The sequence below is a fragment of the Bradyrhizobium sp. HKCCYLRH2060 genome (genome assembly GCF_051168135.1).
Classification (GTDB): Bacteria; Pseudomonadota; Alphaproteobacteria; order Rhizobiales; family Xanthobacteraceae; genus Bradyrhizobium.
The window spans coordinates 374,007-397,261 of sequence record NZ_JBNPUK010000002.1; the positions used below are offsets into that span (position 1 = coordinate 374,007).

26 protein-coding genes are annotated in these 23,255 nt (G+C 66.2%); 15 read left to right on the forward strand and 11 right to left on the reverse strand.

Features of this window, described 5'->3' with window-relative positions; all coding sequences use genetic code 11:
• Positions 1–101 precede the first annotated feature (101 nt).
• On the reverse strand, positions 102–1,739 hold the full coding sequence (locus ACQR10_RS05480; RefSeq protein ID WP_315800047.1) for an isocitrate lyase: 1,638 nt from the start codon (positions 1,737–1,739) through the stop codon (positions 102–104).
• A 144-nt stretch (positions 1,740–1,883) separates the two neighbouring features.
• Here ACQR10_RS05480 and ACQR10_RS05485 point away from each other — a divergent pair, with 144 nt between their 5' ends.
• The 4 genes from ACQR10_RS05485 to ACQR10_RS05500 all read left to right on the forward strand — a co-directional run bounded on the left by ACQR10_RS05485 (position 1,884) and on the right by ACQR10_RS05500 (position 5,013).
• Positions 1,884–3,359, forward strand: a complete 1,476-nt coding sequence (locus ACQR10_RS05485) for a helix-turn-helix domain-containing protein (RefSeq protein ID WP_316215767.1) — start codon at positions 1,884–1,886, stop codon at positions 3,357–3,359.
• A 184-nt stretch (positions 3,360–3,543) separates the two neighbouring features.
• Positions 3,544–3,930: a hypothetical protein gene (locus ACQR10_RS05490; RefSeq protein WP_315800049.1), complete on the forward strand. Its 387-nt coding sequence runs from the start codon at positions 3,544–3,546 to the stop codon at positions 3,928–3,930.
• A gap of 145 nt (positions 3,931–4,075) precedes the next feature.
• Entirely contained in the window at positions 4,076–4,489 is a 414-nt protein-coding gene (locus ACQR10_RS05495) for a response regulator (protein WP_315800050.1), read from the forward strand.
• A 95-nt stretch (positions 4,490–4,584) separates the two neighbouring features.
• Positions 4,585–5,013, forward strand: a complete 429-nt coding sequence (locus tag ACQR10_RS05500; RefSeq protein ID WP_316164804.1) for a group II truncated hemoglobin — start codon at positions 4,585–4,587, stop codon at positions 5,011–5,013.
• A 12-nt stretch (positions 5,014–5,025) separates the two neighbouring features.
• Here ACQR10_RS05500 and ACQR10_RS05505 read toward each other — a convergent pair whose 3' ends face one another.
• The 5 genes from ACQR10_RS05505 to ACQR10_RS05525 form a co-directional block, all read right to left on the reverse strand.
• Positions 5,026–5,220, reverse strand: a complete 195-nt coding sequence (locus tag ACQR10_RS05505) for a hypothetical protein (RefSeq protein ID WP_315800052.1) — start codon at positions 5,218–5,220, stop codon at positions 5,026–5,028.
• Between the two features lie 47 nt (positions 5,221–5,267).
• Positions 5,268–5,654: an NUDIX hydrolase gene (locus ACQR10_RS05510; protein WP_315800053.1), complete on the reverse strand. Its 387-nt coding sequence runs from the start codon at positions 5,652–5,654 to the stop codon at positions 5,268–5,270.
• 146 nt (positions 5,655–5,800) lie between these two features.
• Positions 5,801–6,715: a hypothetical protein gene (locus ACQR10_RS05515; protein WP_410051397.1), complete on the reverse strand. Its 915-nt coding sequence runs from the start codon at positions 6,713–6,715 to the stop codon at positions 5,801–5,803.
• A 256-nt stretch (positions 6,716–6,971) separates the two neighbouring features.
• Positions 6,972–7,109 carry a hypothetical protein gene (locus ACQR10_RS05520; RefSeq protein ID WP_315800055.1) on the reverse strand — a complete coding sequence of 46 codons (138 nt, stop codon included), beginning with the start codon at positions 7,107–7,109 and terminating at the stop codon, positions 6,972–6,974.
• Positions 7,110–7,153: 44 nt separating this feature from the next.
• Entirely contained in the window at positions 7,154–7,399 is a 246-nt protein-coding gene (locus ACQR10_RS05525; RefSeq protein WP_316215766.1) for a hypothetical protein, read from the reverse strand.
• Between the two features lie 323 nt (positions 7,400–7,722).
• Between ACQR10_RS05525 and ACQR10_RS05530 the strand changes: the two genes are divergently transcribed.
• The gene (locus ACQR10_RS05530; protein ID WP_315800057.1) at positions 7,723–8,076 is read left to right on the forward strand and encodes a DUF6481 family protein; all 354 of its coding nucleotides are present in this window, start codon (positions 7,723–7,725) and stop codon (positions 8,074–8,076) included.
• 119 nt (positions 8,077–8,195) lie between these two features.
• On the opposite strand, the gene ACQR10_RS05535 is transcribed toward ACQR10_RS05530, so the two are convergent.
• A complete protein-coding gene (locus ACQR10_RS05535) occupies positions 8,196–8,435 on the reverse strand; it encodes a pentapeptide MXKDX repeat protein (RefSeq protein ID WP_316178846.1) in 240 nt (79 codons plus the stop codon).
• Positions 8,436–8,800: 365 nt separating this feature from the next.
• Between ACQR10_RS05535 and ACQR10_RS05540 the strand changes: the two genes are divergently transcribed.
• Genes ACQR10_RS05540 through ACQR10_RS05550 form a run of 3 tightly spaced genes read left to right on the forward strand, consistent with a single transcriptional unit; the run spans position 8,801 to position 11,727 of the window.
• A complete protein-coding gene (locus ACQR10_RS05540; RefSeq protein WP_316178848.1) occupies positions 8,801–9,823 on the forward strand; it encodes a TRAP transporter substrate-binding protein in 1,023 nt (340 codons plus the stop codon).
• Positions 9,824–9,826: 3 nt separating this feature from the next.
• Positions 9,827–10,372 (forward strand): TRAP transporter small permease, encoded by a 546-nt coding sequence (locus ACQR10_RS05545; RefSeq protein WP_315800060.1) that lies wholly within the window; start codon positions 9,827–9,829, stop codon positions 10,370–10,372.
• On the forward strand, positions 10,369–11,727 hold the full coding sequence (locus ACQR10_RS05550; RefSeq protein ID WP_315800061.1) for a TRAP transporter large permease: 1,359 nt from the start codon (positions 10,369–10,371) through the stop codon (positions 11,725–11,727). Before ACQR10_RS05545 ends, ACQR10_RS05550 begins: the two co-directional genes overlap by 4 nt.
• 65 nt (positions 11,728–11,792) lie before the next feature.
• Here ACQR10_RS05550 and ACQR10_RS05555 read toward each other — a convergent pair whose 3' ends face one another.
• From ACQR10_RS05555 to ACQR10_RS05565, 3 genes are read right to left on the reverse strand one after another with little or no spacing between them, the layout of a single operon-like run.
• Complete coding sequence (locus ACQR10_RS05555) at positions 11,793–12,707, reverse strand: hydroxymethylglutaryl-CoA lyase (protein ID WP_316215765.1); 915 nt, start codon at positions 12,705–12,707, stop codon at positions 11,793–11,795.
• Between the two features lie 22 nt (positions 12,708–12,729).
• On the reverse strand, positions 12,730–14,736 hold the full coding sequence (locus ACQR10_RS05560) for an acetyl/propionyl/methylcrotonyl-CoA carboxylase subunit alpha (RefSeq protein ID WP_434911885.1): 2,007 nt from the start codon (positions 14,734–14,736) through the stop codon (positions 12,730–12,732).
• A gap of 2 nt (positions 14,737–14,738) precedes the next feature.
• Positions 14,739–16,346: a carboxyl transferase domain-containing protein gene (locus ACQR10_RS05565; RefSeq protein ID WP_434880940.1), complete on the reverse strand. Its 1,608-nt coding sequence runs from the start codon at positions 16,344–16,346 to the stop codon at positions 14,739–14,741.
• Positions 16,347–16,673: 327 nt separating this feature from the next.
• On the opposite strand from ACQR10_RS05565, the gene ACQR10_RS05570 reads away from it, so the two are divergent.
• Together ACQR10_RS05570 and ACQR10_RS05575 are read left to right on the forward strand one after the other, a co-directional pair.
• Complete coding sequence (locus ACQR10_RS05570; RefSeq protein WP_315800065.1) at positions 16,674–17,318, forward strand: TetR/AcrR family transcriptional regulator; 645 nt, start codon at positions 16,674–16,676, stop codon at positions 17,316–17,318.
• A gap of 13 nt (positions 17,319–17,331) precedes the next feature.
• A complete protein-coding gene (locus tag ACQR10_RS05575) occupies positions 17,332–17,820 on the forward strand; it encodes an Lrp/AsnC family transcriptional regulator (protein ID WP_315800430.1) in 489 nt (162 codons plus the stop codon).
• Between the two features lie 38 nt (positions 17,821–17,858).
• Here the strand turns inward: ACQR10_RS05575 and ACQR10_RS05580 are convergent, their stop codons facing one another.
• Entirely contained in the window at positions 17,859–18,164 is a 306-nt protein-coding gene (locus ACQR10_RS05580) for an ETC complex I subunit (protein WP_315751632.1), read from the reverse strand.
• A 223-nt stretch (positions 18,165–18,387) separates the two neighbouring features.
• Here ACQR10_RS05580 and ACQR10_RS05585 point away from each other — a divergent pair, with 223 nt between their 5' ends.
• From ACQR10_RS05585 to ACQR10_RS05605, 5 genes are all read left to right on the forward strand, one after another.
• Positions 18,388–19,530: an OpgC domain-containing protein gene (locus ACQR10_RS05585; protein ID WP_316215761.1), complete on the forward strand. Its 1,143-nt coding sequence runs from the start codon at positions 18,388–18,390 to the stop codon at positions 19,528–19,530.
• Between the two features lie 175 nt (positions 19,531–19,705).
• Complete coding sequence (locus ACQR10_RS05590) at positions 19,706–20,110, forward strand: translational machinery protein (RefSeq protein WP_315800068.1); 405 nt, start codon at positions 19,706–19,708, stop codon at positions 20,108–20,110.
• Positions 20,111–20,152: 42 nt separating this feature from the next.
• Positions 20,153–21,232, forward strand: coding sequence for an efflux RND transporter periplasmic adaptor subunit (locus ACQR10_RS05595; protein ID WP_434911886.1), 1,080 nt, complete (start codon positions 20,153–20,155; stop codon positions 21,230–21,232).
• On the forward strand, positions 21,229–22,464 hold the full coding sequence (locus ACQR10_RS05600; protein WP_316178861.1) for an ABC transporter permease: 1,236 nt from the start codon (positions 21,229–21,231) through the stop codon (positions 22,462–22,464). Before ACQR10_RS05595 ends, ACQR10_RS05600 begins: the two co-directional genes overlap by 4 nt.
• Positions 22,461–23,153, forward strand: coding sequence for an ABC transporter ATP-binding protein (locus ACQR10_RS05605; protein WP_315800071.1), 693 nt, complete (start codon positions 22,461–22,463; stop codon positions 23,151–23,153). The genes ACQR10_RS05600 and ACQR10_RS05605 overlap by 4 nt, the downstream gene beginning before the upstream one ends.
• The last annotated feature ends 102 nt before the right edge of the window (positions 23,154–23,255 follow it).

Consider the following 23,255-nt stretch of genomic DNA (forward strand, 5'->3'; position numbering starts at 1 on the left):
GCTCACGATCGGCGACAGCTACAAGGCGCGTCCCCAAAAAGCGAGACCCGCCTGAAGCTGTCAGCTCCAGACGGGTCCTGTCAGTCCTCAGTCGGCCAAGCTCAGCCGAACTGGTTCATCGTGTTGTGCGCGCCGCCGGCCTTCAGCGCCTTCTCGCCGGCGAAGTATTCCTTGTGGTCGTCGCCGATGTCGGAGCCGGCCATGTTCTGGTGCTTGACGCAGGCGATGCCCTGGCGGATCTCGGCGCGCTGAACGTTCTTGACGTAGCCCAGCATGCCCTGCTCGCCAAAGTACTCGCGGGCCAGATTGTCGGTCGACAGCGCGGCCGTGTGGTAGGTCGGCAGCGTGATCAGGTGGTGGAAGATGCCGGCGCGCTTGGCCGAATCCGCCTGGAAGGTGCGGATGCGCTCGTCGGCTTCCTTCGCCAGCGGGGTGTCGTCGTACTCCGCCTTCATCAGCTCGGCGCGGTTGTACTTGCTGACGTCCTGGCCCGCCTCCTTCATCGCGTCATAGACCTGCCAACGGAAGTTGAGGGTCCAGTTGAACGACGGCGAGTTGTTGTAGGCGAGCTTGGCGTTCGGGATCACCTTGCGGATGCGGTCGACCATCTTGGCGATCTGCTCGATGTGCGGCTTCTCGGTCTCGATCCACAGCAGGTCGGCGCCGTTCTGCAGCGAGGTGATGCAGTCGAGCACGCAGCGGTCCTCGCCGGTGCCGGGACGGAACTGGTAGAGGTTCGAGGGCAGCCGCTTCGGCCGCATCATCTTGCCGTTCTGGGTGATGATGACATCGCCGCTGCGCGCGGTCGCAGGCGTCACCTCCTCGCAGTCGAGGAAGCTGTTGTACTGGTCGCCGAGATCGCCCGGCTGGCTCGAGAACGCGATCTGCTGGGTGAGACCAGCGCCGAGCGAGTCGGTGCGGGTGACGATGATGCCGTCCTCGACGCCGAGCTCCAGGAAAGCGTGGCGGCAGGCGCGGATCTTGGCCAGGAAGACGTCATGCGGCACGGTGACCTTGCCGTCCTGATGGCCGCACTGCTTCTCGTCGGAGACCTGGTTCTCGATCTGCAGCGCGCAGGCGCCCGCCTCGATCATCTTCTTGGCGAGCAGATAGGTCGCCTCGGCATTGCCGAAGCCGGCGTCGATGTCGGCGATCACAGGGACGACGTGGGTCTGGAAGCCGTCGATCTTGCCGATGATCTCCGCTTCCTTCGCCTTGTCGCCGGCCTTGCGGGCTGCGTCCAGCGTGCGGAAGAGATCGTTGAGCTCGCGCGAGTCGGCCTGGCGCAGGAAGGTGTAGAGCTCCTCGATCAGCGCGGGCACCGAGGTCTTCTCGTGCATCGACTGGTCCGGCAGCGGGCCGAACTCGGAGCGCAGCGCCGCGATCATCCAGCCGGAGAGATAGAGGTAGCGGCGGTCGGTCTTGCCGAAGTGCTTCTTGATCGAGATCAGCTTCTGCTGCGCGATGAAGCCGTGCCAGCAGCCCAGCGACTGGGTGTACTTGGTGCTGTCCTCGTCATAGGCGGCCATGTCGGCGCGCATCACGGCCGCGGTGTAGCGGGCAACGTCGAGACCGGTCTTGAAGCGGTTCTGCAGGCGCATGCGCGCCACGGCCTCGGCGGTGACGCCGTTCCAGGTCGGCTGGGTCTCGAGCAGCGCGCGCGCCGCCTCGACCTCGGCCTGGTAGGACGCGGGGCCCTGGAGGGCCTGGTCGTTCAGTCCACGCGGTTGGAAGTTCATGTCCGTGATCCCTTGGTTAAGGACAACCTGGGACCTGTTGTAAGCAGCCTGGGGCGGCGGACCAGACATTGCGCGGAAAACTTGTCACACTTTACAAACTTATCGTGTATAGCTGTAAGGAGATTACAAGACCGGGATATGGCCATGACCACCGCCACGGCACGATCGATCTTCATGGGCCCGCGCCTGCGCCGCCTGCGGCGCGAGCTCGGCCTGACCCAGGCCGACATGGCCGCGGACCTCGAAATTTCAGCGCCTTACGTCGCGCTCCTGGAGCGGAACCAGAGGCCGGTCACCGCCGACATGCTGCTGCGGCTGGCGCGGACCTACAAGATCGACCTGGCCGATCTCGCCGGCGACGGCGGCGCCGACCATACCGCGCGGATGCAGTCGGTGCTCAAGGACCCGATGTTCTCCGACATCGACATTCCCGCGCTGGAGATCTCCGACCTCGCCGTCAGCTATCCCGGCATGGCCGAGGCGTTCCTGCGCCTCTACACGGCGTATCGCGAGGAGCAGCTCGCGCTGGCCGAGCAGCGCGCGCCGGCGCCGGCCGGCAGCGCGCCGCGCGTCGGCAATGACGGCTTCGACGCCAACGATCCCGTCGCCGACGTCCGCCGCTTCCTCGCCGCCCGCCGCAACAACTTTGCCCAGCTCGACGATGCCGCCGAGCGGCTGGCGCAGGCGATCTTCCAGGGGGCGCCGACGGGGGCTCCGCAGGTCTCCGCCGGACCGGCCGGCTTCATCGAGCGGTTTCGCGCCCGGCATAATCTCCAGGTCCGCTACATGCCGCCGAACGTGATGCTCGGCTCGCTCAGGCGGCTCGACCTGCACCGCCGGCAGCTGCTGATCGAGGATTCGCTGGACAGCGCGAGCCTGAAATTCGAGCTCGCCCGGCAGCTCGCCTATCTCGAGCTCGACACCGAGATCGGCGCCGCCCTGGAGGACGGCAAGTTCGCCAGCAAGACCGCCGAGCTCCTGGCGCGCCGCGCGCTCGCGGCGTACGCAGCGGCTGCGATCATCATGCCCTATTCGATCTTTGCGAAAGCGGTCGATGCGCGGGCGTACGATCTGGAGGCGCTGGCGCGCCAGTTCGGCACCAGCTTCGAGCAGACCGCGCACCGCGTCACCACCCTGCAGAAGCCGGGCGCGGAGCGGATCCCGTTCTTCCTGATCCGGGTCGATCCCGCCGGCAACGTCTCGAAGCTGCTCGACGGCGCCGGCTTCCCGTTCGCCAGGCATGGCGGGGCCTGCCCGCTGTGGTCGGTGCACGGCATCTTCAAGACACCGCGCCAGATCGTGACGCAATGGCTGGAGCTGCCGGATGGCCGCCGCTTCTTCTCGATCGCCCGCACCGTGACGGCCGGCGGCGGCTCCTATGGCGCGGTGCGCGTCGAGCGGGCGATTGCGGTCGGCTGCGCCGCCGAGCATGCGGGGCAGTTGATCTACACCCGCGACGGCCACGGGCCCGATGCGAACGCGCCGACCCCGATCGGCGTCGCCTGCCGGGTCTGCCACCGGCCGAAATGCGCCGCACGCTCGGCGCCGCCGATCGGGCGCGAGATCCTGCCGGACGATTTCAGGACGTCGTCCGTTCCGTTCGGGTTTTCGGCGGATTGAGCGGGGGATGACCGTGGAACCAGGAACTCGTTTTTATCCGGGCCGCGGGCGGAAAATCCGCCGGATCGGGCTGCAAATCGGCCCTGGACACCATGGCCCTTGACGGAACAGCCATAAACCGGACAAAGATTGCGCCAAAATGTCGCGGCGGAGGTTGGCCATGAGATACGTCGACGGCGTAGTGATGTTCCTCAGCCTGTGGCTGCTGGCATCGATGGTCCTCGACGCCGTGACGCCGCCCGAGCTGAACTTCTACATGATCGGCCCGATCATTGCGCCGGCCGCGATCATCGCCGGCTTCCTGTACTGGCTCCGCATCCCCTCCCGCGACTTTGTGCTGGCGTCCGCAGCCATCTGGATGGTCTGCGAGATGACGATGGAGATGATCACGCCCAAGCCGCTGTCGCCGCTGCTGGCGGTGGCCGCCGTCGCGCCGCTGCTGGTGGCCGGCATCCTTCTGCACGTCGAGCACTGGCGCCGGCCGGGCGGGCGCCTGCCTCCGGCCGATTCGGCAGAGATGACCGATCTGCGAGGCTCCTCCAAAGCCATGCCGAGCCGTCGGCCGTTCTGAGCTGTTCCGCGCGGGCGCCGGCAATGACGGATAGCGTGCAGATTTTCCGTTGTTCTACGGGACCCGATGTTTACGAGGAAATCAGAAACCCCCTCTTAAGTTCCGCAGGTCCATCTGTAGCCGACACACCAGCCGCGCGGGGACCATGCTGAACGAACTTCTCGTGATCGAAGATGCCGACGTTCATCTGTCGATCCTGCGCAAGATCGCCGTGCAGGCGGGCTTTGCGACGACCGGCGTGAACTCGGTCGACGGCGCGATGAACGTGCTGCGCCGGCGCAACTTCGAATGCATCACGCTCGACCTCAATCTCGGTGAGCGCTCCGGCACCGAGGTGTTGCAGCTGTTGGCGGACATCAAGTCCCGCACGCCGGTGCTGATCATCAGCGGCTCCGACGATCAGACCCGCGACGTCACGGTCCGCGCCGGCAAGATCCTCGGCCTGAACGTCTATCCGCCGTTCTCCAAGCCGGTCGATCTCGCTCTGCTCCGACAGACGCTGCGCCAGATCGCCGCCGACACCGACCGGCAGCGCCTCGTCAAAGCCAGCATCCGCTAGCCCGAACGCACGCGCGTTTTCCCGCTTGATCCAGATCAAGGCGCCATACCTCTGCCGCTTGTTGGCTGCAGAGGGGCGAGCGGAAACGAGATGCGATGACGGCAGCGAATTCGGCTAACGAAGCAGAAGCAGTTGTGAACGAGGCGACGCCCTATGAGCTCGTAGGCGGCGAGGCCGGCGTGCGCCGTCTGGCGGAGCGCTTTTACACCATCATGGACCAGGAGCCCGGCGCCAGCCGCATCCGCGCGATGCACGACGCCGATCTTGGTCCGATCAAGCAGTTGCTGTTCGAATTTCTCAGTGGCTGGCTGGGCGGGCCGGCGCTTTATTTCGAGCGGGCCGAACATCGCTGCATCATGTCCGCGCACCGTCCGTATCCGATCGGCGACGCCGAGCGCGACGAATGGATGACGTGCATGCGCCGCGCGATGTTCGATTGCGACATCACGGGCGACATGTATGCGTTGCTGGATCAAGCGTTTCTGCGGATGGCGAACGCATTCCGGAGCCGCAAGGCGAGCTGACAGGAACTCCCGTCAGCCCGACTTGGCGGCGGCCTCCCGGGCCAGACGCTCGGCCCGGAGCCGCTCGCGGTTGGCGTAAAAGGCGCGCTGGGCCGCCTCATGCTCGCGCATGGCTTGTTCGGCATCAGCCCTGCGGCTGGCGTCGCGCGCTCGACGCTCTTCCGGCGTGAGGACGCGAGGCTGTCTGTCTGTGTTATCGTAAGGCATGGGCAGATAACGCCCAGGCGGCCGGGATGTTCCCAGCCCGCGACGGTTCAGTCCGGCTTTCGTGGAAACAGCTGGTCGCGGATGTAGCGCGACGTCGGCGTCAGGCTGAGTCCGTAGGGCTTTTGCCACACCGCGCGGTCGATCTCCTTCTTGTCTCCGATCTCCAGGCGCCCTTTGGCATGCTTGGCGATGAAGATGGCATCGCTCATCTTGCGACCCGAGCGCTTGTTCTTGGCGGTGACTTCCTTCCATAGCCGCAGCCGGCCGAGCTTGAGCTTGGGAAGCTCCTCCTTGATCTCGCGCTTCAGGCAGTCCTTCGCCGTCTCCTGCGCGCGTTTGCGGCCACCCGGAAACATCCAGCGACCGTCGGCCCGGCGCCGGACCAGGAGAACCCTTCCGCCCTTGGCGGCAACCAGCTTGGACGCCTTGGTCATGGCCCAGGAGCTCTCACCTCTCGAACGATGAAGCGGAGTCTATCAAGATTCGCTCCCACTCCTGCTCCGGAGCTTTGCGGAGATTCGGCCACAACTCCGCAGCGGCCAACCAAGCTCAGCGCAGCGCTCCGACCGCCGGCGGCGGCTCAGTAGCAGGAGCGCGGATCGACCGCGACATACTCTCCCGACGGATATCGATAGTAGCAATTGCCCTGCGACAGATAATAGCCCGGTCGCGCCGCAGCCGTAGCGCCGGCGATCGCCCCGGTGGCACCACCAAGCACGGCGCCCGCCGCGGCACCGCCCGCCTTGCCGGTGAGGATACCGCCGAGCACCCCGCCGATGATCGCGCCCCCGAGCGCGCTGGCACCCGGATCGACTTCGGCCGGAGGCGGCGCCGGCTCGTAGGCGACCGGCGGGGGCGCCTCGTAGGCCGCCGACGGCGCATAGACCACATCGTCAGCATAGTCCTCCGACACGTAGGTCGGCGGTCCTTCCATGGGCTCGGGATAATAGTACCAGACGCCACCAACGTCCCACCACCAGCCCGGACGGCCATTGTGAACCTCGTGCCGCCATCGGCCGCCCTCCCAGCCGACCCGGCCGCGATAAGACTGCCCACCATAGTCGCGCACCGCGACCCGGCCGTGCGTATAACGCGCATCCGGTCCCCGCCCGACCATCGCCGGACCAGGGCCCGGGCCGTGACCCGCTGCGTAGCCCTGACCGGCTCCCGGCGGACGTCCCTGCTGCGCCACCGGCGCAGGCTGACGTCCCTGAGGGACAATGGCAGCCCGCGGCGGTGCGCCCGGCTGTGCTCCCTGCGGCTGGCCGGCCATGGGACCGACTTGCCGCGGAATCTGGACATGGGGCTGGCCGCCCGGCTGCCCACCCTGGGCCGGCGCCTGGCGAATGACACCGGGCGGGCGGGCCTGGGGCGAATGCCCGGCGCCGGGACCAGCCTGGTCCTGGGTTTGCGCCCAGGCTTGGGCGGGGATCACGACTGCGGTCAGGATTGCGATCGCGGGCAGCCACCGTGTGCTCTGGTTGGACAACGTCATTCTCTCCTACCCTTGATCGCCCGCCGGTTGCCGCGCACGCGAGGTGTGATGCGGATTGATGATCCCGGATCGCCGGCTTTGGCGCGTATGGTCCGGGCGCACCATAGTTTCCGCGACAAACGGGTAAAATCCCGACTATTTTGCGGCCAGGTCGACCTGCTGCCGTCAGGTTAACCGAGATGCCGGCTGATTCGCCGCTCCGATCATGCAACCTTGCTGGCGCGGTCTTGCCGATCCGGTACGAGCTGATCGGCGGTCACCGGTCGGGCACGATCACATTGCAGTTGGTTCGTCCCGACATCAGGCAATCCTGCATCTGGCTTGCCGAGGTCAGGCTGCGAGCCAGCCACACGCCGAAGGCCACGACGAGCGCCGCGAACACCAGTGCCGCCATGGCACCGCGTCTATCCGGCCCCTGCGTACTCATCGCCGGTGCGCCTAGGCGGCACGCAGGCCAGCGGCCTCACCGTGCGGTTGCTGCTGCTGGCGCGATGCCGGCGAGATCGATTCGATACGGGTGCAGCTCGTCACCCAGAACAGCTGCCCGCATTCCCATTCGGAACCCAGCACACCGGCCGAAACGGGCCGCGGGCGGGCGAGGACCGCGGTCATCACGCATGCGCTGACCACGAGAGCGACGAGCGCGAGGCCGAGCGCCATGCGCCCGCGGCGAACACAGATCATGCCGGTCAACTCCGTTGGACGTCGCACCCGGGCGGTGCGCTGGTGCCCGCGAGGCGTGAAGCGACTCACAGCCGGCCGACCTGCGTCAGCGACGGGGGTGCTTACATAGCCTCCGGCGAGCGCCATGCAAGCGCTAGGCAGGTCGGATGTGGAGGAGCGGCGATAAAGCATTTGTCATCGACGCATGCGATCCTATACACACGGGCTCGCGTCGGCCTCCGCTCGTGTTCACGATCTCGTGGAAGAACTGCCTGGCGGCGCGTGCAGCCCCTGACCGACCACACCCTGATCGAACACCCAAATAGCGAAGTGACGACGTCTCCATGAGAGGATTCAAGGAACCTGGATTTGCCGATCGGCAGAAGGCCGCGCAGCAGGCCCGCCAGAGCATCGTGCAGAAGTTCAAATCGCAGCCGGGACCGGACGATCCCGAAGTCGTGAAGCGACGGCAGGAGCGCGAAGCTGCCGCCGCCCGCCGCGAGCAGCAGCGATTGGAGCGCGAGGCCGCCAAGGCGGAGCAGAAGCGCCTCGAGGAAGAGGCCAAAGCTGCCGAGATTGCCCGGCTCGCGCGCGAGGCGGAAGACGAAGCCGCTCGCCTGGCCGAGATGGAGGCCGAGCAGAAGGCGAAGCGCGATGCGCGCTACGCCGCGCGCAAGGCCCGCGGAAAGAAGAAGTAAGCAGCAACGCCGCCGCCACGAGACCTGCGTGCCGTCGCGTCCGGCATCGCGCGGCTCCTCACTTCATCGGCGATGGGACTGATACGGTCGTCCCATCGCACGATGCCGGGCGAGACGACTTAGTTCTTCTTCATCATGCCGTCGTCCTTCTTCATCCCGTCCTTGGACATGGCATCGTCCTTCTTCATGCCGTCCTTGGCCATCGAATCCTTCTTCATGCCGTCGTGGGACATCGCGCCCTTTTTCATCCCATCGTCCTTGCTCATCTTGTCCTCCGCGAAGGCCACCGGCGCGACGGCCACGTTGAACGCGAGGGCGGCGGCGGAGATTCCGAGGATGAGGCGGCTACGATTGGTCATGATGATCGCTCCTTCGTATGACGGGGTTCGACGGCGACGGACGCGCCGTTCCTGGATATCGACGTTCCGATGAAGGCGATTGTTACGAGCGCGGGCGAGAATTTTTGTTCGATCAAATTTGACTCGAATGCGTCCCGTTCCGGAATCGAGGACACAATTTTGCCCGGCAAGATCATGTTAGTACAACCCGGGCAAGGGATTCACAGGCCGGTACGTGCGCCGCAGCAATATGTCGCTTCCCATGCATTTGGCCTCGAACGAACTGCCTAGTTCGGCTAGAGGTAAGTCCGGTAGATTGGTTGGTATAACTCACGCCAACGAACCCGGGTCGGGAACCCAACCAGAAGTTGTCCAGGGGAAATCTCATGCTCACACGCCGTCATGTCATCGCATCCGCGCTCGCTGCGCCGGCCATTCTGCGTTTTGGAACCGGCACGGCCCATGCAGCAACGACGCTGAAGATCTCTCACCAGTTTCCCGGCGGCACCATCGACAAGGGCGATTTCCGCGACCGGCTCTGCCGGGTGTTCTCCGAGGAGGTTGCGAAGCGCTCCGGCGGCGAGATCGCGACCGAGATCTATCCGAACTCCTCGCTCATCAAGACCGTCGCGCAATTCTCGGCCATGCGGAAGGGCGCGCTCGACATCAGCCTTTATCCGATGCCTTACGCCGGCGGCGAGGTGCCCGAGACCAACATCGGGCTGATGCCGGGTCTGGTCACGACCTACGACCAGGGGATGCGCTGGAAGAACGAGCCGGTCGGCAAGACGCTGAGCGATTTTCTGGCCGACAAGGGCATCATCCTGCTCACCTGGGTCTGGCAGGCGGGCGGGGTCGCCAGCCGATCACGGCCGCTGGTGGCGCCCGAGGATGCCAAGGGCATGAAGGTGCGCGGCGGCTCGCGCGAGATGGACATGGTGCTGCAGACCGCCGGCGCCTCGGTGCTGTCGGTTCCGTCGAATGAAATCTACACCGCGATGCAGACCGGTGCCTGCGATGCCGGCATTACCTCGTCGACCAGCCTGATCTCGTTCCGGCTGGAAGAGGTGTCGAAGGCCCTCACCTCCGGAGCCAAGGCGTCGTACTGGTTCATGCTCGAGCCGCTGATGATGTCCAAGGCCTCGTTCGACAAGCTGCCGAAGAACCAACAGGACATCATCCTCGCGGTCGGCGCGGAGATGGAGGCGTTCGGGCGCAAGGGCGCGCAGGACGACGACATCGAAGTTGCCAAGGTCTACGAAAAGGCCGGCGCCAAGGTTACGGAGCTCGATGTCGAGACCGTCAACAAATGGCGCGACATTGCCCGTGACACGGCCTGGAAGGACTATGGCGGCAGGTCCGCGAACTGCGCCAAGCTCCTCAAACTCGCCTCCGACGTCGCGGCCTGATTGATGCACGCGCCCGTTCTCGATACCGAGGCCACGACAGCCATCGGCGCCAGCGGTCCGCTGGCGCCGCTCCAGCGTGTTGTCTCGCTGCTCAATCGTATCATCGTCGTTCTGGCCGCGTTCGCACTGGTCGCGGCCTGCCTCATCCTGAGCTACAGCGTGGCGGGCCGTGCACTGTTCAAGGCCGCCAACTACTGGCAGGACGAAGCCGCCGTGTTCTTGCTCGTCGGCGCAACCTTCATGACTGCAGCCTATGTGCAGGAGCATCGCGGCCACGTCAGCATCGAAGCCTTCGTTGGGCTGATGTCGCCGCTCGCCAACAAGATCAGGCTCTGGCTGGTCGACGTCGCGAGCTTTTTGTTTTGTGCCTTCTTCACCTGGAAATCCTGGACCCTGACACATGAGGCCTGGGTCGATGGTCAGGTCTCGAATTCGATGTGGTCGCCGCCGCTGGCGATTCCCTACGGCCTGATGGCCGCGGGAATGACCCTGCTGTGCCTGCAGATGCTGCTGCAGATCGTGGCTCCGCTGACCGGAGCGCGTCGATGAGCGTGTTCGGAATTGGGGTTGCCTACGGACTCTCGACCCTGTTTGCGATGTTCGCGGGCATGCCGATCGCGTTCGCGCTCGGCGCCGTCGCCGTCGTGTTCATGGCCATCTACATGCCGACCGCGTCGCTCGATACGGTGACGCAGAACGTCTACGAGGAAATGGCTTCGATCACGCTGCTGTCGATCCCGCTGTTCATCCTCAAGGGCGCGGCGATCGGCCGCTCCCGCGCAGGCCAGGACCTCTACTCGGCGCTGCACGCGTGGCTGCATCGCGTGCCCGGCGGATTGGGCGTCGCCAACGTGTTCGCCTGCGCGCTGTTCGCGGCGATGGCGGGATCGTCCCCCGCGACCTGCTCGGCGATCGGCTCGGCCGGAATTCCCGAGATGCGCAAGCGCGGCTATTCCGGCGGCTTCGCCGCAGGCATCATCGCCGCCGGCGGCACGCTCGGCATTCTGCTTCCGCCCTCGATTACGATGATCCTGTTCGCGATCGCGGCGGAGAAATCGCTGGGACGGCTGTTCCTGGCCGGTATCGGCCCCGGGCTGCTGCTGGTGACCCTGTTCGGCGTCTATTCGGTGGTGCGCTTCCGGCAGGAATATGCGCGCGCGAAAGCCGTCTATGAGAAGTCGGGCGCGTGGTCGGACATCCTGACCAAGGACGATTTTACGATGGCGCAGCGCTTCTCCGTGCTGCCACGCGTGATTCCGTTCGTGCTGCTCCTGACCGGCGTCATGGTCGCGCTCTATGGCGGCCTCGCCACGCCATCGGAAACAGCCGGTCTCGGCGGCATCCTCGCGCTCGTGCTGATCGCGATCATCTACCGCGTCTGGAGCCCGGCCGATCTCGCGCCCATCATGAAGGCGACGCTGCGCGAATCGACCATGCTGATGCTGATCATCGGCATGTCGCTGCTGTACTCCTACGTGATGAGCTACCTGCACATCTCGCAGTCGGTGGCGGAGTCCATCGTGGCGATGCACCTGCCGCGCTGGGAACTGTTGTTCGCGATCCTGCTGATGGTGGTCGTGCTCGGCTTCTTCCTGCCGCCGGTATCGATCATCCTGATGACGGCGCCGATCATCCTGCCGCCGTTGCGGGCAGCAAACTTCGACATCATCTGGTTCGGCGTGGTGATGACGATCGTGATGGAGATGGGCCTGATTCACCCGCCGGTGGGTCTCAACATCTTCGTCATCAGGAACGTCGCGCCGGACATCCCGCTGCGCGAGGTGATCTGGGGCACGCTGCCGTTCGTCCTGCTGATGATGGCCGCCGTGCTGCTGCTCTGCTTCGTGCCGCAGATCTCGACGGCGCTGCCGGATCTCGTGATGGGGCCGGATCTCAGCCGCTGACGCAGCGACGAATGGCGACTAGGACGTAGCGAATAGGGATTGGCGATAGGTTCAGCCCCCGTTCGCTATTCGCCATTCGCTGCTCGCCTGTTCTTCGCATTCAGCGCGCCGGCAACGCGGCTGACCGGGGGCCGGCCGAGCAGCCGGCTGATTTCGTTGGTGGCGGCCAGCAGTTTCGTCATGTCGACGCCGGTGCGGATGCCCATGCCTTCGAGCATGTAGACGACGTCCTCGGTCGCGACATTTCCCGTCGCGCCCGGAGCGAACGGGCAGCCGCCGAGGCCGCCGGCGGCGGCATCGATGACGCGGACGCCCTCCTCCATGCCCACATAGAGATTGGCCAGCGCCTGGCCGTAGGTGTCGTGGAAATGCATCGCAAGATGCATCACGGGCACATCGTCGCAGACGGCGCGCAGCATCTGCTTGGCCTTGAGCGGCGTGCCGACGCCGATCGTGTCGCCCAGCGAGACCTCGTAGCAGCCCAGGTCCCACAGCGCCTTCGCCACGCCGGCTACCGCCTGCGGCTTGATCTCGCCTTCATAGGGACAGCCGAGCGCGCAGGAGACGTAGCCGCGCACCTTGACGCCGTCGGTCCTGGCGTGGGCGATCACCGGCTTGAAGCGCTCCAGCGACTCCGCGATCGAACAGTTGATGTTGGCGCGGGAGAAGCTCTCAGAGGCCGCCGTGAACACGGAAATCACCCTGGCGCCCGCAGCGCGCGCGGCCTCATAGCCCTTCACATTGGGCACCAGCACATGGAATTCGCCGGGCAGCGCAGACACGCTGCGCATCACCTCATCCGATCCCACCATCTGCGGGATCGCCTTAGGCGAGACGAAGGCGCCGACCTCGACGGTCGCCAGGCCGGCGTTCACCAGCGCGCGGACAAAGGCGATGCGATCGGCCACGCCGACCAACGTCTTCTCGTTCTGCAGGCCGTCGCGCGGGCCCATTTCGATGATGCGCACGCTCTCGCTCATGCCGACCTCTCCGGTTCGAGGATCAGGCGGACGGTTCGAGGTCCGCCAGTTCGACGCCTTCCTGCACGATGTCGCCGACCTTGCACTTGATCGCCGTGAGCCGGCCTGCGAACGGCGCCCGCAGGGTCTGCTCCATCTTCATGACTTCGAGCGTCAGGATCGCCGCACCCTTCTCCAGGACGGCGCCTTCCTGCGCAAGCAGCGCCACGACGGTCCCCGGCAACGGCGCCACGATCTTGTCCTCGCCGGCCTGCTCCTCGTCGTCTCCGCCGAACGGATCGATCCAATGCAGGTCGAAACGACCGTTGCGGGTCCGCAGGTACAGCTCATGGCCCTCGATGACGGCCACCACATGGGATTTGACGCCGTCGCACACAAGGTCGAAGCCGCCGTCATCAGTCGGAATAGCCGAGAACGAGGTCTCACGGCCCTCGATCGACAGGCGCTGTACGCCGGAACCATAGGCCAGCGTGGCGGTCCGCGGTTCATTACCCGCGCCTTGGCGGAACGAGAACACGCGCTGTCGCAGTCCCACCGGCATCCAGCCGGATGCGCGCCACGGCGAGCCTTGCTCCTTCGCGGCCGCGATCTGCTCGCCGATGAGAATGGCCCCAACCGCGGCACAGAGCTCGAGGTCGCCGGCCACCGCTCCTGACTGGGTCAGATGCGTCAGATGGCGCTCGATGAAACCGGTGTCGATCGCGTTCGCCACGACGTCGGGATGCGTCAGCAGCGACGACAGGAACGGGATGTTGCTGACGATGCCTCGGACGTCGGTGTCGTCAAGGCCGCGATTGAGCCGCTCGATCGCGACCTCGCGGGTCGGCGCCCAGGCGATCATCTTGGCGAGCATCGCGTCGTAATAGGGCGAGACCGCATCGCCCTCGCGATAGCCGGCATCGATGCGCAGGCCGCCGGTTTCAGCGGGAAGCTGCCAGGTCTTGATCGTGCCGACTGAGGGCATGAAGTTCTTGGCGGGATTCTCCGCGTAGACGCGCGCCTCGATGGCATGGCCATGCAACCGGATCTGGTCCTGCGTCAGCGGCAGCTCTTCGCCGAAGGCGACGCGCAACTGCCATTCGACGAGATCGACCCCGGTGATCAACTCGGTGACGGGATGCTCGACCTGCAGACGCGTGTTCATCTCGATGAAGAACACGTCGCGGCCGTCGGAGACGAACTCGATGGTGCCGGCGCCGACATAGTTCACCGCGCCCGCCGCGCGACGCGCCGCAGCGCACACCGTGTCCCGCTGCGCCGGCGTCAACGTCGGCGACGGCGCCTCCTCGACCACCTTCTGGTGCCGGCGCTGCAGGGTGCATTCGCGCTCGAACAGCGAGACCAGATTGCCGTGGCTGTCGCCGACGATCTGCACCTCGATGTGACGCGGGCTCTCGACGAACTTCTCGATCAGCACGCGGTCGTCGCCGAACGCCGCCTTGGCCTCGCGCTTGGCGCTGGTGACGGCATCAGTGAGGTCGCCGGCCGCGTGAACCACGCGCATGCCGCGGCCGCCGCCGCCGGCGGACGCCTTGATCAGCACGGGAAAGCCGATCCGCGCGGCTTCATTGGCGAGCGTGGCGTCATCCTGCGCCTCGCCGTGATAGCCGGGCACCAGCGGCACGCCCGCCTGCTCCATCAGAAACTTCGAGCCGGACTTCGACCCCATCGCCGTGATCATCGCCGCGGTCGGCCCGACGAACACCAGCCCCGCATCGAGACAGGCCTGTGCGAACTCGGCACTCTCGGACAGGAAGCCATAGCCGGGATGAACGGCCTCGGCACCGGTCTGCCTGGCGGCCTCGATCAGCCGCTCGATGTTGAGATAGGAGTCGCGGGCGCGCGCAGGGCCGAGCAGCACCGCTTCGTCGGCCAGCGCGACGTGCAGCGCGTTGCGGTCGGCCTCCGAATAGACCGCGACGGTCTTCAATCCCATCGCGCGCGCCGTGCGGATGACGCGCACGGCGATCTCGCCGCGGTTGGCGATCAGGAGCTTGCGAAAACGACGATACAATCCGGGACGAGCCATGATCACATCCTGAACAGGCCGAACTTGGTCGGCTCGACCGGGGCATTGGCGGCGGCAGACAATCCAAGGCCGAGCACGAGGCGGGTATCGGCGGGATCGATCACGCCGTCGTCCCACAGCCGCGCGGTCGCGTAGTACGGATTGCCCTGCGCCTCGTATTGCGCGCGGATGGGGCTGCGGAATTTCTCTTCCTCTTCCGCCGGCCAGCTCTCGCCCTTGGCCTCGATGCCGTCGCGCCGGACCTGGCTCAGCACCATCGCGGCCTGCTCGCCGCCCATCACCGAGATGCGCGCGTTCGGCCACATCCACAGGAAACGCGGCGCATAGGCGCGGCCGCACATGCCGTAATTGCCGGCGCCGTAGGAGCCGCCGATCACGACGGTGAACTTCGGCACCGACGCGGTCGCGACCGCCGTCACCAGCTTGGCGCCGTCGCGGGCGATGCCGCCGGCCTCGTATTTCTTGCCGACCATGAAGCCGGTGATGTTCTGCAGGAACACCAGCGGAATGTTGCGCTGGCAGCACAGCTCGATGAAGTGCGCGCCCTTCAGCGAGCTCTCGCTGAACAGGATGCCGTTGTTGGCGATGATGCCGACCGGATGGCCCCAGATGTGGGCGAAGCCGCACACCAGCGTCTGACCGTAGAGCTTCTTGAACTCGTCGAACTCCGAGCCGTCGACCACCCGCGCGATGATGTCGCGCACGTCGAACGGCTTGCGGCCGTCGACCGGCACGACGCCATAGATCTCTTCCGCGGCATAGCGCGGCTCGCGCACCTCGCGCATGTTGAGCACGGTGCGCGCGCCCGGCGGCTTAAGGGTGCCGACGATGCGGCGGGCGATGCCGATCGCATGGGCATCGTTCTGCGCGTAGTGATCGGTCACGCCCGACTGTCGCGAATGCACGTCGGCACCGCCGAGCTCCTCGGCGCTGACGACCTCGCCGGTCGCGGCCTTCACCAGCGGCGGACCGCCGAGGAAGATCGTGCCCTGGTTGCGCACGATGATGCTCTCGTCCGACATCGCCGGCACATAGGCGCCGCCGGCGGTGCACGAGCCCATCACGATCGCGATCTGCGGAATGCCCTGCGCCGACATCTGCGCCTGGTTGTAGAAGATCCGGCCGAAATGCCGCTCGTCCGGGAAGATCTCGTCCTGCAGCGGCAGGAACGCGCCGCCGGAATCGACCATGTAGACGCAGGGCAGATTGTTCTGCCGCGCGATGTCCTGGGCGCGCAGATGCTTCTTCACCGTCATCGGGTAGTAGGTGCCGCCCTTGATGGTGGCGTCGTTGGCGACGACGACGCATTCGCGCCCCGCGATGCGGCCGATGCCGGTCACGATGCTCGCCGAATGGACGTCGCCGCCATAGAGCCCGTGCGCGGCCAATGGCGACAGCTCCAGGAACGCCGTTCCGGGGTCGAGCAGCAGGTCGACGCGCTGGCGCGCCAGCATCTTGCCGCGCGACAAATGCCGCTTGCGCGAGGTCTCGCCGCCGCCCTCGGCGACCTGCCCCAGCTTCGTTCTGAGGTCGGCGACCAGCGCGCGCATGGCGTCGGCATTGCGGGCGAAATCGGAGGACGATGGATCGATCGTGGAGTGAAGCGTCATGACCGGCGTCTTCGTTGCGGGGCTGGAGGGGGAAGCCGTGGGAGCACGCGTCAGAGCGGTCGCGGCCGTTCAGGCCGCTGCGAGCCCGGGTGTACCATCTTTGCCCGCATGCTGTCCTCCCTGCCCGCCGGCGGCCGGTTTGCGACCGTCCGTCCTTCTCGAATTAAACGATCATACGTTTTTAAATTCTATTCTCAAGCGGATTGTTGTAGGGTCCGGGGCGAGCAGCATTTGCTTGAGACCACGGAATTTTCAGACTTCACTACGGGACCCCCCGCCGTGGCGGATCCGCCGCGATTGGCATCGGGACGGTCCAGCGAGGACGAGATGGCGCGCACGATCGGGTCACATGGTCCGACGACGATGGAGGCGATCCGCAGGGCCGGCCTGCGGCTGATCTTCCAGCACGGCTATGAGGCCATGAGCCTGCGCCAGCTCGCCGCCGAGGTCGGCATCCAGCCGGGCTCGCTCTACAATCACATCAGCACCAAGCAGGAGCTGCTGGCAGAGCTGATCCAGGACCACATCAACGACCTGCTGCACGAGCTCGAGCAGGCGCTCCGCGACACCCAGGGTCCGGTCGAACGCCTCCGGGCATTCGTCGCCTTCCACGTCAGCTATCACATGACCCGGAAGCGCGAGGTCTTCATCGCCAATTCGGAGCTGCGCAGCCTCGATCCCCGCAACTACGAGGCGGTGGTGGCGCTGCGCGGCGCCTATGAGCGCCGGCTGGCCGACATCCTCAGCGACGGCGTGGCGCAAGGCGTGTTCGACGTCGACGACATCCAGGTCGCGACCTTTGCCATCATCGCGCTCCTGACCGGGCTGTGCAGCTGGTACCGTCCCGGCGGCCGGCTCACCAGGGAGGCGATCATCGCGGCCCACGAGAAGCTCGTGCTCTCGGGCGTCATGCCGCGCACCGCCGAGCCTGATCCGGCCGGCGGTGGCCGGCCTGATCGCCCGACCGGCTGAACGGGCCGCGCCGATGGCTGGCAGCCCGGAGCTCGACGCGATCGATCGCAGGATCCTGGCGGAGCTCCAGGCCGATGGCCGGATCCGCATCAACGAGCTCGCCGACCGGGTCGGGATCTCGCATCCGAACTGCCTGCGCCGGGTGCGGACGCTGCGCAGCAGCGGCGTGATCAAATCCATCCGCGCCAGCATCGATGAACGGTCGCTGGGCTATGAGGTGGTCGCGTTCGTGTCGATTCAGCTCGACAGCCAGCACCAGACGGCACTGGAGTCGTTCGAGGCCGCGATCGTGACGTTGCCCTGGGTCCAGCAATGCTGGCGGCTGTCGGGAGATGCGGATTTCCTGCTGAAATGCGTGTCGACCGGCGTCGAAGGCATGAGCCGCCAGCTCCGCCAGTTCGCCGCCCTGCCCGGCGTCCGGGCCATCAGGAGCTTCCCGGTGCTCGGCCTGTCCAAGGACGCCCCGCTGCCCATCTCCGGCGGGCCGCCTCAAACAGGTTGAACGGATGACGGCCGAGCCGGCCCCTCAATGAGTCCAAATCAGTGCGTCCAGGGCTCACCGCGGCGGAACGAGAAATTGTCGGCATAGGCGATCTGCCGCTTCACCGGCTCCTTCGGCTCGATCACCTGGTAGGGAATGCCCTTGCGCTCGCAATAGGCAATCGCCTCGTCCTTGGTGTCGAAGCGCAAGGTGACCTGCTGCTTCATGTCCGAGGAGGACGTCCAGCCCATCAGCGGCTCGACCGACCGCGGCTGCTCCGGCTCATAATCCAACTGCCAGTCCCTGGTCTTGGCCTTGCCCGATTGCATCGCGTTCTTGGCGGGCTTGAAAATGCGTGCGGTCATGGCTGGAAGAGCCCCTGGAAGCTGAGGTCGTCATGCGTTTGGCGGAAACGGCCGGGATGGGGTACAGGCAAGCTCCAGCACGGAACGGTGATTCCCATCCAGGACGTGACCGTCTATCGTGCTCCGTATAGTCATTCTGCCGTCCCGTGACAATCTCGGTCGACTGCCACGGCGCCTCTGCTCCCCGAACGTTTTCCATTCAAAACAGTGCGTTGAAGCGGCCATGAAAATCAATGCCACGCTGCCCGAGCGCGGGCGCGACCTGCGGCTCGACCTGTTTCGCGGAATCGCCAACTGGGCGATCTTTCTCGATCACATCCCGGACAATGTGGTGAACTGGATCACCACGCGGAATTACGGCTTCAGCGACGCCGCCGACCTGTTCGTCTTCATCTCCGGCTATACCGCCTCGTTCGTCTATGCGCGCATGATGATCGATCGCGGCTTCATCGTCGGCGCCACCCGGCTGTTCAAGCGGGTGTGGCAGCTCTACGTCGCCCACATCGTGCTTTTCGTGATCTACATCGTGGCCATCAGCTATCTGGCGACGCGGTTCGGCGTCTCCGAGATCATTGACGAGTTCAACGTCGCAGGACTCGTCGACCACGCCAGCGATACGCTGGCCCAGGGACTGATCCTGAAGTTCAAGCCGGTCAATCTCGACGTGCTGCCGCTCTACATCGTGCTGATGGGCTTCTTCCCGCCGGTGCTGTGGATGATGCTGCGCCAGCCCGACCTGACCATGATCGCCTCGATCGTGCTCTGGCTCCTGGCGCGGCAGATGGGCTGGAATTTCGCGGCCTATCCGGCGGGCACCTGGTACTTCAATCCGTATTGCTGGCAGGTGCTGTTCGTGTTCGGCTCCTGGTGCGCGCTCGGCGGCGCCCGCCGCTCGATGGGCATCATCATGGCGCCGGCCACGCTCTATTTCTGCATCGCCTACATGGTGCTCGCATTGGTCATGACGATGGCCGGCCGCTTCCCTGAGCTCGGATCGATGTTTCCGAACTGGCTCTATGCGGCCTTCAACCCGAACGACAAGACCAATCTCGCGCCGTACCGCTTCCTGCACTTCGTGGTGATCGTCATTTTGGTCATCCGGTTCGTGCCGAAGGAATGGCCGGGCCTGGAGTGGAAGGCGTTCGATCCCCTCATCGTCTGCGGCCAACAGTCGCTGGCGGTGTTCTGCGTCGGCGTGTTCCTGTCCTTCATCGGCCACTTCACCCTGATGCTGAGCTCGGGCTCGCTGCTGGCGCAGATCCTGGTCAGCGCGGCGGGCATCGCGATCATGACAACCGTCGCCTACTACATCTCCTGGTCGAAGCGGCAGGACAAGCCGCTGCCGAAGCCGCCCGCGCCGAAGTAAACTTCGCGCCATTGGGGGCGCGTGGTCGCGCCCCGCCTCCGTTGACCTGCATCAAGCCGGGCCCGATCGGGCTCGCTAAGGTTTGCATCACCAACGGAGCCGCTTCCCGCGGCGCGCGTTCGCTTGCGAACGCGCGAGGCTGCGCAAGCGGTGATTTGCTGACAAGGACCAGATCATGCCAACCCATTTCCATGCCGTCGTGTGGCTCGATCACAGCGAGGCCAAGGTGTTCCACATCGGACTGACCGGTGCCGACGAGCTGACGCTGCATCCGCACCTGCAGACCAAGCATCTGCACCACAAGGCCAACGAGATCGGCAGCGGCCACGCGGCGCCCGACAAGAATTTCCTCGAAGAGGTCGCGCACGCGCTCGATGACGCCGGCGAGATCCTGATCATCGGCCCGGCCGGCGCCAAGACCGAGCTTGCCAAGTACCTGCACGAGAAGCATCCTGCGGTCGGAAAGCGCATCGTCGGCGTCGAAGCCGCCGATCACCCGACCGATCGCCAGATCGTCGCCTATGCCAAGCAGCACTTCAAGATGGCTCCGCCCCGCGTGGCGACGGGCACTACGGGCTAAGTATAGCCTTTCTCCCGTCGCAGGGTCCGTTCGATCATGGACATGCTGACGCCGGACCAATCCAACGCCATTGCTGCCACGCCGGCCGTCGATCGCGGCCGGCGTCGTTTTCCGTGGCGCGGCCTGCTCTCGATCATCCTGCTGTCCGGCGCACTGGCTGGGCTTGCCGCATGGTGGGGGCGTGGACCGCTGATTGCGACCGCCCGCATCACCCGCGGCACGGCGGCCGAGATCGTGTATGCGACCGGCGCCGTGGAGCCGGAGACGTGGTCGCGGAGCACGCCGCTGGTCCGCGGCCGCATCATCGAGCGCTGCCGCTGCGAGGGCAAGTCGGTCAAGGCCGGCGACTTGCTGGCGCGGCTCGACGACAAGGAGGCGCTGGCCACCTTGAACGATCTGCGTGCACAGGAGGAATTCCAGCGCCACGAGTTCGAGCGACAGTCGCAGTTGCTGGCCCGCGGGGCGGCCACCTCGCAAGCCTACCAGCGCTCCGAAAGCGATCTCGCCCGCATCCGTGCCCAGATCGCGGCCCAGACCCAGCGCCTCGACTACTTCAAGCTGGTGGCGCCGATGGACGGCGTCGTCCTCAAGGAGGACGGCGAGGTCGGCGACATGGTCGATCCCGGCACCATCCTCTACCGCGTCGGCCTGGAGAAGCCGCTCTGGGTCGTCGCCGACGTCAACGAGGAGGACATCCCCCGTGTCCAGGTCGGGCAGAAGGCGCTGCTGCGCGCCGATGCGTTCGGCAACCAGGCCCTGCCCGGGACGGTGAAGCAGATCACGCCGGCAGGCGATCCCGTGGCCAAGACGTTCCGCGTGCGGATCGGCTTGCCGGACGACACGCCGCTGCGCGTCGGCATGAGCGTCGAGGCCAACATCGTCAGCCGGGAGACGGCCGACACGCTGCTCGCGCCGGCCAATGCCGTCGTCAACGGCAGCCTCATGGTGATCGAAGACGGCCGTGTGCAGCGGCGCGCGGTGCGGATCGGCATCCGCGGCTCCGCGGCGGTCGAGATCCTCGACGGCGCCCGCGAGGGCGAGCTGGTCGCAGCGCCCGCGACCGCCGACATCAAGGACGGTCAGCGGATCCGCGTGATCGGGCCCGAGACGTCGGCGCCATGAGCCTCGTCCTGACCATCGCCTGGACTCATGTGCGCCATCGCGCCCGCCAGACGCTGGTCGCGATCGCGGGCGTCATGACCGGCGTGGCGTTTTCGGTGATGATGGCGGCGATGATGGAGGGCTCCCAGGACGACTTCATCCGCACGCTGGTCGATGCGCTGCCGCACATTTCGATCACCGACGAGCTGCGCCAGCCGACCCGTCAGCCGGCCGATCAGATCTATGCGGCAGCCGAATTCCACCGATTGACCCCGAACGTCCGCCGCCCCGGCATCAAGAACCCGATGGCCACCATCGCCTCGCTGCAGGGCTGGGTGCCGGGCGCGCTGACGGCGTCGGTGCAGTCCAAGGCCGTGCTGCGCTTCGCCGGCCGCAACCTCACGGTCGCGATCATCGGCATCGATCCGCGCACGGAGGGCCAAGTTTCGACGCTGGCGAGCCACATGCGACAGGGCAACCTCAATTCGCTGTACCGGTCCTCGCACGCGATCCTGCTCGGCGACCGGCTCGCGACCAAGATCGGCGCGCGGGTCAACTCCAACATCACGCTCGCCTCGGCCCAGGGCGTCAGCATGAACGCGACCGTCGTCGGCATCTTCCATTCCGGCTTCCGCGGTACCGACGAGACCACCGGCTACGTGCTGCTGCGCACCGCGCAGATCCTGGAGCGCCAGACCGGGATCATCAACGAGATCCGCGTCCGCACCAACGATCCGATGCAGGCGCGCCTGATCAGCGAGCGCATCGGCGAGCAGACCGGCTACAAGGCGGTCTCCTGGCAGGAGGCGCAGGAGGACCTGCTGGCGGCGATCACGCTGCGCAACGTGCTGATGTACACCATCGTCGGGGCCATCCTGCTGGTCGCGAGCTTCGGCACCTACAACATCATCTCGACCATCACCCACGAGAAGACCCGCGACATCGCCATCCTCAAGTCGCTCGGCTTCCGCGACCGCACGGTCCGCACCATCTTCATCGTCGAGGCGCTGTTCATCGGCCTGACCGGTGCCGCTCTCGGCTGGGCGCTCGGCTACCTGCTCACCCGCGGGCTCGCCTCGCTCGAGTTCAAGACGCCGTTCTCCGACTACAATCATCTGCCCGTGCTGTATTCGCTGAAGCACTATCTGCTGGCGGGCGCGGTCGCGCTGATCTCCAGCGCCGTCGCCGGCTACTTTCCGGCCCGCGCCGCGGCGCGGTTGCATCCGGTCGACATCATCCGGGGCGCGACGTGAGCCCGCCCCTGATCGAGGCGCGGCAAGTGACGAAGGTGCTGCCCGGCGAGGTGCCGGTGACGCTGGTCGCCGACATCGATCTCGTGATCCATCCGCGCGAGCTCATCGCCATCACCGGACCGTCGGGCTCGGGAAAATCCTCGCTGCTCTATCTGCTCGGCCTGCTCGACCTGCCGAGCCAGGGCGACGTGCTGATCGACGGCCGCTCGACGACGGGCATGAACGAGGACGAGCGCGCCGAGGTGCGGCTGTCACGGCTCGGCTTCGTCTTCCAGTTTCATTTCCTGCTGCCGGAATTCTCGATCACCGAGAACGTCGCGCTGCCGATGCGCGCGCTGGCACGGCTGTCGCCGCGCGCCATCACCACGCGCGCCGAGGAGCTGCTGAGCTCGCTCGGCCTCGCCGAGCATCTGCGCAAGACGCCGGACAAGCTGTCGGGCGGCCAGCGCCAGCGCGTGGCGGTGGCGCGCGCGCTCGCCAACGATCCTCCCGTCATCCTCGCCGACGAGCCGACCGGCAGCCTCGACACCGCCGCGACCGCGCAGGTGTTCGGCATCCTGCGCGATCTCGTCACCCTGCGCGGCAAGACGGTGGTCGCGGTCACGCACGACCTCAACCTCGCCGCTCAGATGCAACGGCGCGTGCACATCATCGACGGCCGGCTGGCGCAGGACGAGCTGGCGCGCTGATCCCCCCGCCGCGACCTCGGCACGGCCGACGCGCGAACCGCCGCCCACGCCCGATTTGATCTAGCGCAAAGACGCGAGATTCCGATTCAGAGGATGCTGGCG

Excerpts from the sequence above, each read along its gene's own strand:
- ACQR10_RS05525 (WP_316215766.1), bottom strand. The coding sequence starts at position 7,399 with ATGATCTGTGTTCGCCGCGGGCGCATGGCGCTCGGCCTCGCGCTCGTC.
- ACQR10_RS05495 (WP_315800050.1), top strand. The coding sequence starts at position 4,076 with ATGCTGAACGAACTTCTCGTGATCGAAGATGCCGACGTTCATCTGTCG.
- ACQR10_RS05510 (WP_315800053.1), bottom strand. The coding sequence starts at position 5,654 with ATGACCAAGGCGTCCAAGCTGGTTGCCGCCAAGGGCGGAAGGGTTCTC.
- ACQR10_RS05515 (WP_410051397.1), bottom strand. The coding sequence starts at position 6,715 with ATGACGTTGTCCAACCAGAGCACACGGTGGCTGCCCGCGATCGCAATC.
- ACQR10_RS05570 (WP_315800065.1), top strand. The coding sequence starts at position 16,674 with ATGGCGCGCACGATCGGGTCACATGGTCCGACGACGATGGAGGCGATC.
- ACQR10_RS05600 (WP_316178861.1), top strand. The coding sequence starts at position 21,229 with ATGAGCCTCGTCCTGACCATCGCCTGGACTCATGTGCGCCATCGCGCC.
- ACQR10_RS05595 (WP_434911886.1), top strand. The coding sequence starts at position 20,153 with ATGCTGACGCCGGACCAATCCAACGCCATTGCTGCCACGCCGGCCGTC.
- ACQR10_RS05550 (WP_315800061.1), top strand. The coding sequence starts at position 10,369 with ATGAGCGTGTTCGGAATTGGGGTTGCCTACGGACTCTCGACCCTGTTT.
- ACQR10_RS05480 (WP_315800047.1), bottom strand. The coding sequence starts at position 1,739 with ATGAACTTCCAACCGCGTGGACTGAACGACCAGGCCCTCCAGGGCCCC.
- ACQR10_RS05580 (WP_315751632.1), bottom strand. The coding sequence starts at position 18,164 with ATGACCGCACGCATTTTCAAGCCCGCCAAGAACGCGATGCAATCGGGC.
- ACQR10_RS05585 (WP_316215761.1), top strand. The coding sequence starts at position 18,388 with ATGAAAATCAATGCCACGCTGCCCGAGCGCGGGCGCGACCTGCGGCTC.
- ACQR10_RS05540 (WP_316178848.1), top strand. The coding sequence starts at position 8,801 with ATGCTCACACGCCGTCATGTCATCGCATCCGCGCTCGCTGCGCCGGCC.
- ACQR10_RS05535 (WP_316178846.1), bottom strand. The coding sequence starts at position 8,435 with ATGACCAATCGTAGCCGCCTCATCCTCGGAATCTCCGCCGCCGCCCTC.
- ACQR10_RS05520 (WP_315800055.1), bottom strand. The coding sequence starts at position 7,109 with ATGGCGGCACTGGTGTTCGCGGCGCTCGTCGTGGCCTTCGGCGTGTGG.
- ACQR10_RS05565 (WP_434880940.1), bottom strand. The coding sequence starts at position 16,346 with ATGACGCTTCACTCCACGATCGATCCATCGTCCTCCGATTTCGCCCGC.
- ACQR10_RS05505 (WP_315800052.1), bottom strand. The coding sequence starts at position 5,220 with ATGCCTTACGATAACACAGACAGACAGCCTCGCGTCCTCACGCCGGAA.
- ACQR10_RS05500 (WP_316164804.1), top strand. The coding sequence starts at position 4,585 with ATGACGGCAGCGAATTCGGCTAACGAAGCAGAAGCAGTTGTGAACGAG.
- ACQR10_RS05575 (WP_315800430.1), top strand. The coding sequence starts at position 17,332 with ATGGCTGGCAGCCCGGAGCTCGACGCGATCGATCGCAGGATCCTGGCG.
- ACQR10_RS05530 (WP_315800057.1), top strand. The coding sequence starts at position 7,723 with ATGAGAGGATTCAAGGAACCTGGATTTGCCGATCGGCAGAAGGCCGCG.
- ACQR10_RS05555 (WP_316215765.1), bottom strand. The coding sequence starts at position 12,707 with ATGAGCGAGAGCGTGCGCATCATCGAAATGGGCCCGCGCGACGGCCTG.
- ACQR10_RS05560 (WP_434911885.1), bottom strand. The coding sequence starts at position 14,736 with ATGGCTCGTCCCGGATTGTATCGTCGTTTTCGCAAGCTCCTGATCGCC.
- ACQR10_RS05490 (WP_315800049.1), top strand. The coding sequence starts at position 3,544 with ATGTTCCTCAGCCTGTGGCTGCTGGCATCGATGGTCCTCGACGCCGTG.
- ACQR10_RS05590 (WP_315800068.1), top strand. The coding sequence starts at position 19,706 with ATGCCAACCCATTTCCATGCCGTCGTGTGGCTCGATCACAGCGAGGCC.
- ACQR10_RS05485 (WP_316215767.1), top strand. The coding sequence starts at position 1,884 with ATGACCACCGCCACGGCACGATCGATCTTCATGGGCCCGCGCCTGCGC.
- ACQR10_RS05545 (WP_315800060.1), top strand. The coding sequence starts at position 9,827 with ATGCACGCGCCCGTTCTCGATACCGAGGCCACGACAGCCATCGGCGCC.